Source organism: Bradyrhizobium sp. UFLA06-06, assembly GCF_054820065.1.
This window is the reverse complement of sequence record NZ_JADFUD010000112.1, coordinates 1-13,515: the sequence shown is the minus strand read 5'-3', so window position 1 is coordinate 13,515 and position 13,515 is coordinate 1. Positions and strand designations below refer to the sequence as shown.

Here is a 13,515-nt window from a genome sequence, read left to right as displayed (position 1 = left end):
CAGCCGCCTCAGGCGCTCGGCACCTGTCCCTGATTATCGTGTCTCACATCAGGGGTGCAGTTCACTATCCGCGGATGCGACTGTCCCGGATTACGCTTCGCTGCATCCGGGCTACGGAAGGGGAATCACGCCGCGTCGATGCGGCGAAAGCCGTTCCACACCGCGGTGGCGGCACCGGATGTCAGCACCGGCAGCAGGCGCGCGTCCTGGTAATTGCCGTTCAGCGAGACCCGCTGCAGGGCGGTCAGATGGTCGGCGCTTTCGGCAAACAGCATGCCCGGCCGCGTCGTCACCGCGGTCCGAAAGCCGATCGACCGGGCGAGGGCGAATTCACGCCGCCCGGCGGCGATCCGGTCGCCATAGGGATAGGCCAGATGCAATGCCGGCCGCTGCAGCGCATCCTCGATCCGCGCCCGGCTGGTCGCGAGCTCGAACGATGCGATGGTCTCGCTCTGCCTGGCGAGATTGCAATGGGTGATGGTGTGCGCGCCGATCGTCACCAGCGGATCGTCGGCAAAGCCGCGCAACTCGTCCCAGGACATGCAGAGCTCGCGCGCGATGCCGGTCTCGTCGACGCCGTGACGGGCGCACAGCGCTGATATCTCGGCCTGCATCTCCTGCTCGCCGGGCAGTGAACGCAGCCAGTCGTGCATGCGGCCGAAAGCAGTGCGCTTGGCCGGTGCCGTCGCGGTGTCGATCCGTGTCATGGTGCCGTCGATCGGCAGCTCGATCGCGGACGCCGCCGCGATCACCCGCTCCAGCGCGATCCACCACAATCTGCCGCAGCCCTCGGCGAAATCGCTCGCGATATAGACCGTGAACGGGGCGCCGAACTCGCGCATCACCGGCAGCGCGAAATCGCGGTTGTCGCGATAGCCGTCGTCGAAGGTAAAGCAGGCGAAGCGCCGTGCGAAATTCCGTTCGCTGAGACGGCGATGCGCCTCGTCGATGCTGATCACGTCGACGTCGAGCGCGCGCAGATGCGTCAGCATCGCGCGCAGGAAGTCCGGCGTGACCTCGAGATGATGGTTCGGCTGGAACGCATCGCCGCGCCGCGGGCGGACGTGATGCAGCATGAAGATGGCGCCGACGCCGGCGAAGATCGGCCGCAGCAGGATATGCGCACCCGAGAAATACAACGCCTCCATGCCGGCACGGATCACGGTGTTGCGGAGTTGTTTCATGAGGGCGCGGGCCGGCCGATTTGCATTCCGCGGCAAACTTAGCGAAAGACCACTGAAGAAACTGTTATCCCGGTCCGACATGGCGCCCCCGCCATGGGCGTCATTTGGGGTTTGACAGTCAGCCAAGGGTTTGTTTTCTCTCTGGTTCCCGACCCCGCAGGACGCTGAATGCACGGACTTTTCAAGTGGAGTAGCAAGTGGTGGCCGGGGGTGATTCCACTGGTCGTGCTTTGGGGTATTGCGGCCTGGACCAGCACCACAACGGTCGAAGCGGACCTTGCCGCGCGCTCTAATACCGCACTGAAGGACACCGTTCTCGACAAGCGCCGCATCAGCGTCGACGGGCGCGACGTGACGTTCGCGGCCAACGCCTTCTCCGAAGACGGCCGCCTCAGCGCGGTGGCGTCGGTCGAAGCTGTGCCCGGCGTGCGGCTGGTGAACGACGAGACCCGCCTTGTTCCCGAAGCCAAGCCCTTTGTCTGGTCCGCCGAACGCGACGTGGTGCGGGTCACGCTCGGCGGCAATGCGCCGCTGCCGTCGAGCAAGGGCAAGTTGACCGAGGCCGCGAAGGCCAGTCTCGGCGGTGTCGAGGTGGTGGATCAGATGGTGCTCGCCCGCGGCGCGCCGTTGCGGTTCGACGCGGCGGCGCTGCTGTTGCTCGACCAGATCGGCAAGCTGAAGGAAGGCAAGATCACGCTGACCGACAACAAGGTTGCCCTCGCCGGCATGGCGCGCGAGCTCGGCGGACGCGAAGCGGTCGCCGCGGCGCTGAAGAACCTGCCGGAAGGCTATTCGATCGCCGCCAACGACATCAAGGCGCCGCCTTACGTGTTCCAGGCCTACAAGGACCCGGTCGCGGTGACGCTGACGCTGACCGGCTACGTGCCCGACAACAACGTGCATGCCGCGCTGGTCGCCGCCGCCGGCCGCAAGTTCTTCAGCGAGAAGGTGGTCGATAATCTCAAGGCCAGCATCGGCGCGCCGTCGGGTTTCGCGGCCGCGGTGGTGCCCGCGCTCGGCGCGCTGTCGCGGCTGTCGACCGGAACGCTGGTGGTATCGGATCGCGAGGTGAAGCTGTCGGGCGATGCGCTCTACGATGCCGCCGCCGGCCAGATCCGCGACGGGCTCGGCAAGGATTTTCCGCAGGGCTGGCAGTACAAGGCCGAGGTCACGGTCAAGCCGGCGGCGGCCCCGGTCGATCCCACGGTGTGCCAGCAGCTGTTTTCCGAAATCCTCTCGAAGGGCAAGATTCGCTTCGAGTCGGGGAAGGCCGACATCGTGCCGGATTCCGCCGGCCTGCTCGACCGCCTGATCGAGACCGCGTTGCGCTGCCCCAATGCGACGATCGAGATCGCCGGCCATACCGACAGCGACGGCGAGGAGGCCGCCAACCAGGCGCTGTCGGAGCGGCGCGCGCAGGCCGTGGTGGATTACCTCGTGCGCGCCGGTCTGCCCGCCAGCCGCTTCACGCCGATCGGCTACGGCAGCACGCAGCCGCTGGCCGGCAACGAGAGTGAAGACGGCAAGGCGCAGAACCGCCGCATCGAATTCGTGGTGAAGTAGCGATGACCGTGCTCGCGACATTCTTCTGGGGTTGGCTGCTCGGCGCGGCGCTGCTCGGCTTCTGCATGGGCTGGATCGCGGTGGTGCATCGGGCGCAGGGCGTCTCGAAGGTCTGGATGCGCTGGCTGGCACTGCTCGCCGCCGCGCTGGTGGCGGCGTCGTTCGCGCGGATCGTGCCCGGCCGGTTCGGCTACTGGCTCGATCTCTTCCTGGTCATGTTCGCGCTCTATCTCGTCGGCTGCGCGATCGGCTCCTGGCTGCGCGACTGGGTGGTTTCGCGCAGCAAGCCCGCGAGCTGACCTCAACCTCTTGATCCGACAGGCCTGAGCGGCGTCGCCTAAGCGCAGGGCGAGCCGCATTCATTTTAGCGCTTGACATCAATACGTACGTACGTATTAAATCTTGCCCATGCCAAAACCCTCTCTCCGCGATGCCATCCTCGACGCCGGCCTGAAGGAAATGTTCCGGACCGGCTATCACGGCACCAGCGTGCGCGACGTCACCGCCGCCGCCGGCGCGCCGCAGGGCTCCTTCACCAACCATTTCCGCTCGAAGGAGCTGTTCGCGTCCGAGGTGCTGGACCGCTACTTCCTCTACGTGCGCGGCCTCGTCGCCGAGGCGCTGGGCGACATGACGCTGACGCCGCGCGAAAGGCTGAGAAGCTATCTCGATCTGATCACCGGCAAGCTTGCGCATGACGGCTTCACCCGCGGCTGCCTGATCGGCGATTTCAGCCTCGAGGCGTCGGGCTCGAGCGAGATGCTGCGCGAGCAGCTCGACGACATCTTCCGGGAATGGCGCGCGCCGTTTGCCGCCTGCATCGCCGAGGCTCAGGCCACGGGCGAGATCGCCTCCGATTTCGATCCCGATCAGCTGGCCGATTTCCTGCTCGCATCCTGGCAGGGCGCGATGCTGCGCATGAAGGTCGAACGCAGCGAAGCGGCGCTGACGCGTTTCAAGACGATCGCATTCCAAACCGTGTTCAAGGAGTTGCCATGACCATATCCGCCGATATCAGCCTGCATCATCGCGCCGTGCTTGGGTCTACGATGGCCTATCGCGAGACCGGCCGCAGCGACGCGCCGCACGTGCTGTTCCTGCACGGCAATCCGACGTCGTCTTACATCTGGCGCAACATCATGCCGCTGGTCGCCCCCGTCGGGCACTGCATCGCGCCCGACCTGATCGGCTACGGCCAGTCCGGCAAGCCCGACATCGGCTATCGCTTCTTCGACCAGGCGGACTACCTCGACGCGCTGATCGACGAGCTCGGCATCGCCTCGGCCTATCTCGTCGCCCAGGACTGGGGCACGGCGCTTGCCTTCCACCTCGCGGCACGCCGTCCGCAACTGGTGCGCGGGCTCGCCTTCATGGAATTCATCCGCCCGATGCGCGATTGGTCGGACTTCCACCAGTACGACGCCGCGCGGGAGACGTTCCGGAAATTCCGTACCCCGGGCGAGGGCGAAGCGATGATCCTCGACAACAATGCGTTCGTCGAACGCGTGCTGCCCGGCTCGATCCTGCGCACGCTCAGCGAGGAGGAGATGGCCGCCTACCGCGCGCCGTTTGCGACGCGCGAGAGCCGCAAGCCGACCTTGATGCTGCCGCGCGAGCTGCCGATCGCGGGCGAGCCGGCCGATGTCGCCGAGGCGCTCACGGCGGCGCATGCCGCGCTCGCGGCATCGACCTATCCGAAGCTGCTGTTTGTTGGGTCGCCCGGGGCACTGGTGTCACCGGCCTTTGCCGCCGAATTCGCCACGACGCTCAAGCATTGCGCGGTCATGCAACTCGGCGCGGGCGCGCACTATCTGCAGGAGGATCATCCGGAGGCGATCGGCCGCTCTGTGGCCGGCTGGATTGCCGGCGTCGAGGCCGCCTCCGCGCAGCGCCATGCCGCATGAGAGCAAGGACGGCGCGACATGAGGAATATCTCGATCACCTATTGCCGGCCGTGCGGCTATGAGAGGCGTGGGAAAGAGGCCGCGGCGCTGTTGCGCGAGCGCCTTGGCGTCGACGCGACGCTGATCCCCGGCAAGGGTGGCATCTTCGAGGTCAAGCTTGGCGATGAGGTTGTCGCCAGGCGCGCCAAGGGACATTTTCCCGATGCCGCCGAGATCGTCGCCGCGGTCACGGCCGCGCGGGATTGACGATCAGCCGAGCGCCTGTCGGCCGGGTAGCGGAAGATCATTCTCTATTCGGCCGTGCCGATGCTTCACCGTAGTTTCCCGGATGGCCTTGCGGACCGTTCGGCGGGCTAACTGCCGCACGCGCATGTCAAGTCTTGTCGAAGGCGGCGGGAAACGCGCATATTTGTGCACCCGCTGTCATGAATCATCCGTAATATCTTGAAGATGCGCGTTTTATTGTCTTTTGACGAATTCCACTCCGGTTTAAAACGCGCTACACGGGCCAGGGCACAGCGAAGCGCCGGCGGAGTTCGCCCGGGAGCCGTCGTCGCGGGATCGCAATTCGAGGTCTAGATGCTGGAAGCAATAGGCAGGGCGATGGCGTTTCTGCGCCAGAAGCAAATCCTGCATCGGCTGGGTGTTGTCATCAGCATCGCCGTCATCGGCATCGCCTGCTACGTCCTGTATCACATGCTGCGCGGCATCGACACCAACGAGGTGCTCGAGGCCATCAAGAGCACCGAGCCGCGGCAGATTGCCCTGGCGGGACTGTTCGTCGCGGCGGGCTACTTCACGTTGACCTTCTACGATCTGTTCGCGGTGCGCGCGATCGGTCACGCCCATGTGCCCTACCGCATCAACGCGCTCGCGGCCTTCACCTCCTACTCGATCGGCCACAATGTCGGCGCCAGCGTCTTCACCGGCGGCGCGGTGCGCTACCGGATCTATTCGGCGTGGGGGTTGAACGCGATCGACGTCGCCAAGATCTGCTTTCTCGCCGGCCTCACCTTCTGGCTCGGCAACGCCGCGGTGCTCGGGCTCGGCATTGCCTACCACCCGGAGGCGGCCGCCAACATCGACCAGCTGCCGCCCTGGCTCAACCGGGCGCTGGCATTCGCGATCATCACTGCGCTGGTCGCCTATGTGGTCTGGGTCTGGACCCAGCCGCGGGTGGTCGGCCGCGGCCCCTGGACGGTGACCCTGCCGGGCGGTCCGCTGACACTGCTGCAGATCGCGATCGGTATCCTCGACCTCGGCTTCTGCGCGCTGGCGATGTACGTGCTGGTGCCCGACGAGCCAAATCTCGGTTTCGTCGTGGTCGCGGTCATCTTCGTGTCGGCGACCCTGCTCGGCTTCGCCAGCCACTCCCCCGGCGGCCTCGGGGTGTTCGACGCCGCCATGCTGGTCGGCCTCTGGCAGATGGACCGCGAGGACCTACTCGGCGGTATGCTGCTGTTCCGGCTGCTCTACTATATTGCGCCGTTCGTCATATCTGTAATCTTGCTGACGTTTCGGGAGGTTATCGTCGGCGCCCGACTCAAACGGCTGCCGCAGGCTGATTCGGGTCCCCGCGCCGAGCCGCACCATGAGGCGGTTCTGGTTCGCAAGCGCGGTGACTCCGGGGTCTGATGAAGCGGCCCGATGCCTCCCGAGGGAAGGTCGATAGGACCGCGCCTGGGCGAGACATGAACCGACGGGATGAAAGCCGCCGCGATGGCAGTTGACGATTCGCATTCCTCCATCTTCTCGCCCTGGCCTGACCGGTTGCGCCACTCCGCGCTGATCCTGCTTGCCGCAGCGTTGGCCTTGAGCGTGGTGGTCGCGCTCGGCGAATTGTCGCTGGTGCGCGCCTGCGCCGTGTTCGTCTGCATCGCGGCCGCGGCGCTGGTGCCATGGCGGCTTCATGATGCCGGAACCTCGCGCGAGGATGTCCGCGGCGTTAATCCGGTCGAGGCTGCCGCGGTCAGCGCGGTCGTCGCCGGCATGCCGGATCCCGCCGTGCTGCTCGATCGCGCCGGCCGCGTCATCCATCTCAACACCGCCGCGGCGCAGCTCGCTCCGGCGCTGCGCAAGAACGAACTGGCGCAATTTGCCCTGCGTTCGCCGGAGATCATCACCGCGCTGCGCGAGGCGATCGCGACCACCGAGCCGCGCCGCGCCACCTATACCGACCACGTTCCGGTCGATCGCTGGATGGAACTGGTGATCACGCCGGTGCCGGTGCCGACCCAGTTCGGCGGCACCGAGAAATGCATGCTGATGACCTTCCACGATCTGACGCCGCTGCGCCGGGTCGAGGAGATGCGCGCCGACTTCGTCGCCAATGCCAGCCATGAGCTGCGCACGCCGCTCGCCGCGCTGTCTGGCTTCATCGACACGCTGCAGGGGCCGGCGCGTGAGGACGCACGGGCGCGCGAGCGCTTCCTTGGCATCATGCACACCCAGGCGACCCGCATGGCGCGGCTGATCGACGACTTGCTGTCGCTGTCGCGGGTCGAACTGTCGGCCCATGTGCGGCCCGAGGCCTCGATCGATATCGTGCCGATCATCCGCCAGGTGGCCGACGGGCTCGAGGCACTGGCCAGCGAGCGTCAGGTCGAGATCGAGGTCGACCTGCCTCAGGCCCCGGTCATGATCGCCGGCGATCGCGAGGAACTGCTCCGCCTGTTCGAGAACCTGATCGAGAACGCCCTCAAATACGGCGCCTCCGGGGGCCGCGTCATAGTGTCGCTGAATCAGGCCGTTTCGGGCACATCGGGCGAGGGGACCCCCGAAATCCGTGTCATGGTACGGGATTTCGGCCCCGGCATCGCCCCGGAGCACCTGCCGCGGCTGACCGAGCGCTTCTACCGGGTCGACGTCGGCGACAGCCGCAACCAGGGCGGAACGGGCCTCGGATTATCGCTGGTGAAACATATTCTTAACCGTCATCGCGGGCGTCTTTTGATCGAGAGCGTGCCGAAGAACGGCGCCACTTTTACCGCCTGTTTTCCCCGGCCGAAGACCCCGTTACCAACCCAAAGCTAAGCGTTTTCAGTTGCTTAGCGTTGTCATCCAACTGTCATCCAACCTTCGTAAAAGCAGCACCGACCGCTCCTAGATGGACCGGCGTGAGCGCGATCGGGCGCATTCGGCGCTTCGCTCACTGGATGGAGACAACCCATGAATTTCATCAAAGCAATCGTCGCAGCCGGCATGATCGCCGCTTCGACGTCGGCCTTCGCTGCCGATATTACCGGCGCGGGCGCGACGTTTCCGTTCCCGATCTATTCGAAGTGGGCTGACGCCTACAAAAAGGAGACCGGCAACGGTCTGAACTACCAGTCGATCGGCTCCGGCGCCGGCATCAAGCAGATCCAGGCCAAGACCGTGACCTTCGGCGCCACCGACGCGCCGCTCAAGCACGAGCAGCTCGAGAAGGACGGCCTCGTCCAGTGGCCGATGGTGATGGGCGCGATCGTCCCGGTCGTGAACCTCGAAGGCATCAAGCCGGGCGACCTGATCCTGTCGGGCGAAGTGCTCGGCGACATTTATCTCGGCAAGATCACGAAGTGGAATGACGCGGCGATCGCCAAGCTCAATCCGAAGCTGACCCTGCCGGGCGATGCGATCACCGTCGTGCGCCGTTCGGACGGTTCGGGCACCACCTTCAACTTCACCGACTATCTCTCCAAGTCGAACGCCGACTGGAAGTCCAAGGTCGGTTCCGGCACCGCGGTCGAATGGCCGGTTGGCGTCGGCGCCAAGGGCAACGAAGGCGTTGCCGGCAACATCAGCCAGACCAAGAACGCGATCGGCTATGTCGAATACGCCTATGCCAAGCAGAACAAGCTGACCTACACCGGCTTGGTCAACAAGGCCGGCAAGACCGTGCAGCCGACCATCGCTGCCTTCCAGGCCGCCGCCTCGAACGCCGACTGGGCCAAGGCTCCCGGCTACTACGTGATCCTGACCGACCAGCCGGGCGAAGCCTCCTGGCCGATCACCGCGGCGACCTTCATCCTGATGCACAAGGACTCGACCGACAAGGCGGCCTCGCAGGAAGCGCTCAAGTTCTTCAAGTACGCCTTCGAGAAGGGCGACAAGGCAGCCGAAGAGCTCGACTACATCCCGATGCCGGACGCGGTCGTCAAGCTGATCGAGAAGACCTGGTCCTCGGACATCAAGAGCTAAGTCCGACGTTGCGGCAGGACCTGTGCCGACTCGATCGCGGCACAGGTTGAGCGACCAAGACCCGGTCTCCATCACCGCGGCAACAAGCGCGGGATCGAGGCCGGGGTTCGCGCCTCAAGAGGCGTGGCTGGAACGACGACGCCCGGCCAAATGCGTCAGTGAAGATCGCTTCGGGGCGTAGCGGTTTGCGTGGCTTTTGCATACTAAAGAGGGGATTGGCGTGGCAGACATGGCTGTTCAGAGCGATGTGATGGAAGCCGCGGGACCTTACGATCGCGCCAAGGCCCTCAGCGCCTTCAAGCTCGGTGACCTCACCTTCTATTGGATCACCCGCATCTCGGCGATCTCGGTTCTGTTGATCCTCGGCGGCATCATCCTGTCGCTGATCGCCGGCGCCTGGCCGGCGATGAAGGAATACGGCTTCGCCTTCCTCTGGACGCAGCGCTGGGCGCCCTCGGCCGATCCGCCGGTGCTCGGCGCGCTCGGCCCGATCTACGGCACGCTGATCACCTCCGTCATCGCGATGATGATCGCCATTCCGGTCGGCATCGGCATCGCCGTGTTCCTCACCGAGCTCTGCCCGCAAGTGCTGCGCCGCCCGATCGGCATCGCCATCGAGCTGCTCGCCGGCATTCCCTCGATCATCTACGGCATGTGGGGTTTCTTCGTGCTGGGCCCGTTCCTGGCCAACACCTTCCAGCCCTTCATGATCCGGATCTTCGATGGCGTCCCGGTGCTGGGCGCGGTGTTCGCCGGTCCGCCGTCCTATCTCAGCCTGTTCAACGCCGCGCTGATCCTTGCGATCATGGTGCTGCCCTTCATCACCGCGATCTCGGTCGACGTGTTCAAGACCGTACCGCCGGTGCTGAAGGAAGCCGCCTACGGCATGGGCTGCACCACCTGGGAAGTCGTCCGCAACGTCGTGATCCCCTACACCCGCGTCGGCGTGATCGGCGGCATCATGCTGGCGCTCGGCCGCGCCCTCGGCGAGACCATGGCGGTGACCTTCATCATCGGCAATTCGTTCCGCATCTCGTCGTCGATCTTCGCGCCGGGCACCACGATCTCGGCGGCGATCGCTAGCGAGTTCGCCGAGAGCGACGGCCTGCATCAGTCCGGCCTGATCCTGCTCGGCCTGCTGTTGTTCGTGCTGACCTTCTTCGTGCTCGCCGGCGCGCGGCTGATGCTGATGCGGCTTGAAAAGAAGGCGGGGAAGTAACGCCATGAATCCGATCTACAAATCCCGCCGCCGCAGCGACATCGTCATCCGCGCACTCTGTGTCGGCGCGGCGCTGTTCGGCGTCACTTGGCTGGCGCTGATCCTGATCACGCTGCTCTATAACGGCATTGCCGGCCTCAGCGTGCAGCTGTTCACCCAGAACACGCCGCCGCCCGGCTCGACCGAAGGCGGCCTGCTCAACGCCATCGTCGGCTCGCTCATCATGACGGTGATCGGCGTCGGCATCGGCGCGCCGCTTGGCCTGTTCGCCGGCACCTACCTCGCCGAATACGGCAAGCACGACAAGCTGACCTCGGTGATCCGCTTCATCAACGACATCCTGCTCAGCGCGCCATCGATCATCATCGGCCTGTTCATCTATGGCGCGGTGGTGGTGCCGATGCGCGGCTTCTCGGCGATCGCAGGCAGTCTCGCGCTCGCCGTGATCGTGATCCCGGTCGTGCTGCGCACCACCGAGGACATGCTGCTCTTGGTGCCCAATCCGCTGCGCGAGGCCGCCTCCGCGCTCGGCCTGCCGCGTTCGCTGGTGATCAAGCGGATCGCCTATCGTGCGGCGCGATCGGGTCTGATCACCGGCGTGCTGCTGGCGACCGCCCGCGTCGCCGGCGAGACCGCGCCGCTGCTGTTCACCGCGCTGTCGAACCAGTTCTTCAGCCTGGATCTGACCAAGACGATGGCCAACCTGCCGGTGACCATCAACAACTTCGTGCAGAGCCCCTACGCCTACTGGAAAGAGCTGGCGTGGAGCGGTGCGCTGCTCATCACATTCACCGTGCTCGCGTTGAATATCGGCGCGCGTATCCTTGGTGCCGAAAGGGCCGCAAAATGACCGAGCTTTCCGTCTCCACGACTGCCGCGGGCCACGTTCCCCAGGTTCCGCTGCCGGAAGCGCCGCCGAAAGTCACGGTGCGCAACCTCAACTTCTATTACGGCGAGCACCACGCGCTGAAGAACATCAACCTGACGCTCGGCACCAATCGCGTCACGGCGTTCATCGGCCCGTCCGGCTGCGGCAAGTCGACCCTGCTGCGCATCTTCAACCGGATGTACGACCTCTATCCGGGCCAGCGCGCGGTCGGCCAGCTGATGCTGGACCAGACCAACATTCTCGACCCCAAGCTCGACCTCAACTTGCTGCGCGCGCGGGTCGGCATGGTGTTCCAGAAGCCGACGCCGTTCCCGATGACGATCTACGAGAACATCGCCTTCGGCATCCGCCTCTACGAGAAGATCTCGAAGTCCGAGATGGACGACCGGGTCGAGAAGGCGCTGCGCGGCGGCGCGCTGTGGAACGAGGTCAAGGACAAGCTGAACGCGTCCGGCCTGTCGCTCTCCGGCGGCCAGCAGCAGCGCCTGTGCATCGCGCGCACCGTGGCGGTGCGCCCCGAGGTGATCCTGTTCGACGAGCCGTGCTCGGCGCTCGACCCGATCTCGACCGCCAAGGTCGAGGAGCTGATCCAGGAGCTCTCCGAGGACTACACGATCGCGATCGTCACCCACAACATGCAGCAGGCGGCGCGCGTCTCCGACAAGACCGCCTTCATGTATCTCGGCGAGCTGATCGAGTTCGACGACACCAACAAGATCTTCACCTCACCGAGCGATCGGCGCACCCAGGACTACATCACCGGCCGGTTCGGTTGACCGGCGCATGATCCGGAAAAGTGGAAACCGGTTTTCCGATCAGGGCATGCTAAAATTCAGGACACGAAACCATGATCCCCGGGATCATGGTTTGAGGGAGACAAGCGATGGCTTCTGAACATACCGCCAAGGCATTCGACAGCGACCTGCAGGAGTTGACCCGCCTGGTCGCCGAGATGGGCGGCCTGGTCGAGCGGATGATTACCGAGTCGGTCGACGCGCTGATCCGTCGCGACGTCGCGCTCGGCAAGCGCGTGGTCGCCGCCGACATCGAGATCGACAATCTGCAGCGCAACATCGAAGAGCGCGCGGTGCTGACGATCGCGCGCCGCCAGCCGATGGCGATCGACCTGCGCGAGATCGTCAGCGCGATGCGCGTCGCCACCGACCTCGAGCGGATCGGCGACCTCGCCAAGAACATGGGCAAGCGTGTCGCGGCGCTGGAGAGCGATTTCCAGCCGCTGAAGCTGATCCGCGGCCTCGAGCACATGACCGACCTCGTGCTGTCGCAGGTCAAGTCGGTGCTCGACGCCTACGCCGCGCACGACCTGCCGGCGGCGATGAACGTCTGGAAGGGCGACGAGGAGGTCGATGCGATCTGCACCTCGCTGTTCCGCGAACTGCTCACCTACATGATGGAAGATCCGCGCAACATCTCGTTCTGCATCCATCTGATGTTCTGCGCCAAGAACATCGAGCGGATCGGCGATCACGCTACCAATATCGCAGAGACCGTGTTCTACATGATCGAGGGCCAGCAGATCACCGACAAGCGCCCGAAGGGGGACATGACCACTTTTGCCACCACGGTGCCGGGCAACTGAAGGCATCATCGGCAAGCGCGAAACCGGCAAGAGTGAAACTGGACGATCCTCGCGACAATTCGTTTCCGCGGGGACTATGCTCAAGGAAGTAAGCGTTTCGGTTTGCGTCTGGGCAACGGATCACCACAGAGAAAGAACTTAAACCGATGAGCGCACGCATTCTGGTAGTCGAAGACGAGGAAGCGCTGACGACGCTGTTGCGCTACAACCTCGATGCGGAAGGCTACGATGTCGAGACGGTGGGGCGCGGCGACGATGCCGACACGAGGCTGAAGGAGCGCGTTCCCGACCTCGTGGTCCTCGACTGGATGCTGCCGGGCCTGTCCGGCATCGAGCTGTGCCGCCGCCTGCGGGCGCGGCCCGAGACCAAGCAGCTTCCGATCATCATGCTGACCGCGCGCGGCGAGGAAAGCGAGCGCGTGCGCGGGCTTGCCACCGGCGCCGACGATTACATCGTCAAGCCGTTCTCGGTGCCGGAGCTGCTGGCGCGGGTGAAGGGCCTCTTGCGCCGCGCGAGCCCGGAGCGGCTTGCAACCGTGCTGACCTATGGCGACATCGAGCTCGACCGCGAGAAGCGCCGCGTGGCGCGCTCGGGCCGCCCGATCGATCTCGGGCCGACCGAGTATCGCCTGCTCGAATTCTTCCTCGAGCATCCCGGCCGCGTGTTCAGCCGCGAGCAACTGCTCGACAGCGTCTGGGGCCGCGACATCTACATCGATGAACGCACCGTCGACGTGCATATCGGCCGCCTGCGCAAGCTGCTCAATCCGGGCCGCGAGCAGGATCCGATCCGCACCGTGCGCGGCGCCGGCTACGCGCTCGACGACCGCTTTGCCAAGGCCGAGCCGCAGCCGTAATGGCCGTTGCGGGATTCATATCCCGTAGCACGGTGTCGTCCCGGCCTAAAGCGGGATGGGTTTAGGTTGAATCGATTTGGGATTCCCAAATCAGTGTGTTTCTGATTCACCATGCTGGCT

Annotated in this window: 14 protein-coding genes; 13 read left to right on the top strand and 1 reads right to left on the bottom strand. The window is 65.1% G+C overall.

The features are described from left to right. Positions 1–125: 125 nt before the first annotated feature. Complete coding sequence (locus IF803_RS41205; protein WP_461196028.1) at positions 126–1,184, bottom strand: polysaccharide deacetylase family protein; 1,059 nt, start codon at positions 1,182–1,184, stop codon at positions 126–128. A 168-nt stretch (positions 1,185–1,352) separates the two neighbouring features. Between IF803_RS41205 and IF803_RS41200 the strand changes: the two genes are divergently transcribed. The 13 genes from IF803_RS41200 (at position 1,353) to phoB (ending at position 13,395) form a co-directional block, all read left to right on the top strand. Next, complete coding sequence (locus tag IF803_RS41200; protein ID WP_461196027.1) at positions 1,353–2,747, top strand: OmpA family protein; 1,395 nt, start codon at positions 1,353–1,355, stop codon at positions 2,745–2,747. A 2-nt stretch (positions 2,748–2,749) separates the two neighbouring features. Next, positions 2,750–3,046, top strand: a complete 297-nt coding sequence (locus IF803_RS41195) for a hypothetical protein (protein WP_028340517.1) — start codon at positions 2,750–2,752, stop codon at positions 3,044–3,046. 109 nt (positions 3,047–3,155) lie between these two features. Further along, positions 3,156–3,746, top strand: a complete 591-nt coding sequence (locus IF803_RS41190) for a TetR/AcrR family transcriptional regulator (RefSeq protein WP_461196026.1) — start codon at positions 3,156–3,158, stop codon at positions 3,744–3,746. Further along, entirely contained in the window at positions 3,743–4,651 is a 909-nt protein-coding gene (locus IF803_RS41185) for a haloalkane dehalogenase (protein WP_461196025.1), read from the top strand. Before IF803_RS41190 ends, IF803_RS41185 begins: the two co-directional genes overlap by 4 nt. An 18-nt stretch (positions 4,652–4,669) precedes the next feature. After that, positions 4,670–4,897 (top strand): SelT/SelW/SelH family protein, encoded by a 228-nt coding sequence (locus IF803_RS41180; RefSeq protein ID WP_461196024.1) that lies wholly within the window; start codon positions 4,670–4,672, stop codon positions 4,895–4,897. 333 nt (positions 4,898–5,230) lie between these two features. After that, a complete protein-coding gene (locus IF803_RS41175; protein ID WP_461196023.1) occupies positions 5,231–6,286 on the top strand; it encodes a putative bifunctional lysylphosphatidylglycerol flippase/synthetase in 1,056 nt (351 codons plus the stop codon). An 84-nt stretch (positions 6,287–6,370) separates the two neighbouring features. Then, positions 6,371–7,684 carry an ATP-binding protein gene (locus IF803_RS41170; RefSeq protein WP_461196022.1) on the top strand — a complete coding sequence of 438 codons (1,314 nt, stop codon included), beginning with the start codon at positions 6,371–6,373 and terminating at the stop codon, positions 7,682–7,684. Positions 7,685–7,819: 135 nt separating this feature from the next. Beyond that, positions 7,820–8,830 (top strand): phosphate ABC transporter substrate-binding protein PstS, encoded by a 1,011-nt coding sequence (gene pstS / locus IF803_RS41165; RefSeq protein WP_038384874.1) that lies wholly within the window; start codon positions 7,820–7,822, stop codon positions 8,828–8,830. Positions 8,831–9,059: 229 nt separating this feature from the next. Next, entirely contained in the window at positions 9,060–10,049 is a 990-nt protein-coding gene (pstC, locus tag IF803_RS41160; RefSeq protein WP_461196021.1) for a phosphate ABC transporter permease subunit PstC, read from the top strand. A gap of 4 nt (positions 10,050–10,053) precedes the next feature. Then, on the top strand, positions 10,054–10,899 hold the full coding sequence (gene pstA, locus IF803_RS41155) for a phosphate ABC transporter permease PstA (RefSeq protein ID WP_212057144.1): 846 nt from the start codon (positions 10,054–10,056) through the stop codon (positions 10,897–10,899). Beyond that, positions 10,896–11,714 (top strand): phosphate ABC transporter ATP-binding protein PstB, encoded by an 819-nt coding sequence (gene pstB / locus IF803_RS41150; RefSeq protein ID WP_016844065.1) that lies wholly within the window; start codon positions 10,896–10,898, stop codon positions 11,712–11,714. The genes pstA and pstB overlap by 4 nt, the downstream gene beginning before the upstream one ends. A 107-nt stretch (positions 11,715–11,821) precedes the next feature. Continuing rightward, positions 11,822–12,538, top strand: coding sequence for a phosphate signaling complex protein PhoU (gene phoU, locus IF803_RS41145; protein WP_016844066.1), 717 nt, complete (start codon positions 11,822–11,824; stop codon positions 12,536–12,538). Positions 12,539–12,684: 146 nt separating this feature from the next. Then, complete coding sequence (gene phoB, locus IF803_RS41140; RefSeq protein ID WP_016844067.1) at positions 12,685–13,395, top strand: phosphate regulon transcriptional regulator PhoB; 711 nt, start codon at positions 12,685–12,687, stop codon at positions 13,393–13,395. The last annotated feature ends 120 nt before the right edge of the window (positions 13,396–13,515 follow it).

Coding starts and splice junctions, on each gene's coding strand:
- IF803_RS41205 (WP_461196028.1), bottom strand. CDS start 1,184: ATGAAACAACTCCGCAACACCGTGATCCGTGCCGGCATGGAGGCGTTG.
- IF803_RS41200 (WP_461196027.1), top strand. CDS start 1,353: ATGCACGGACTTTTCAAGTGGAGTAGCAAGTGGTGGCCGGGGGTGATT.
- IF803_RS41195 (WP_028340517.1), top strand. CDS start 2,750: ATGACCGTGCTCGCGACATTCTTCTGGGGTTGGCTGCTCGGCGCGGCG.
- IF803_RS41190 (WP_461196026.1), top strand. CDS start 3,156: ATGCCAAAACCCTCTCTCCGCGATGCCATCCTCGACGCCGGCCTGAAG.
- IF803_RS41185 (WP_461196025.1), top strand. CDS start 3,743: ATGACCATATCCGCCGATATCAGCCTGCATCATCGCGCCGTGCTTGGG.
- IF803_RS41180 (WP_461196024.1), top strand. CDS start 4,670: ATGAGGAATATCTCGATCACCTATTGCCGGCCGTGCGGCTATGAGAGG.
- IF803_RS41175 (WP_461196023.1), top strand. CDS start 5,231: ATGCTGGAAGCAATAGGCAGGGCGATGGCGTTTCTGCGCCAGAAGCAA.
- IF803_RS41170 (WP_461196022.1), top strand. CDS start 6,371: ATGGCAGTTGACGATTCGCATTCCTCCATCTTCTCGCCCTGGCCTGAC.
- pstS (WP_038384874.1), top strand. CDS start 7,820: ATGAATTTCATCAAAGCAATCGTCGCAGCCGGCATGATCGCCGCTTCG.
- pstC (WP_461196021.1), top strand. CDS start 9,060: ATGGCTGTTCAGAGCGATGTGATGGAAGCCGCGGGACCTTACGATCGC.
- pstA (WP_212057144.1), top strand. CDS start 10,054: ATGAATCCGATCTACAAATCCCGCCGCCGCAGCGACATCGTCATCCGC.
- pstB (WP_016844065.1), top strand. CDS start 10,896: ATGACCGAGCTTTCCGTCTCCACGACTGCCGCGGGCCACGTTCCCCAG.
- phoU (WP_016844066.1), top strand. CDS start 11,822: ATGGCTTCTGAACATACCGCCAAGGCATTCGACAGCGACCTGCAGGAG.
- phoB (WP_016844067.1), top strand. CDS start 12,685: ATGAGCGCACGCATTCTGGTAGTCGAAGACGAGGAAGCGCTGACGACG.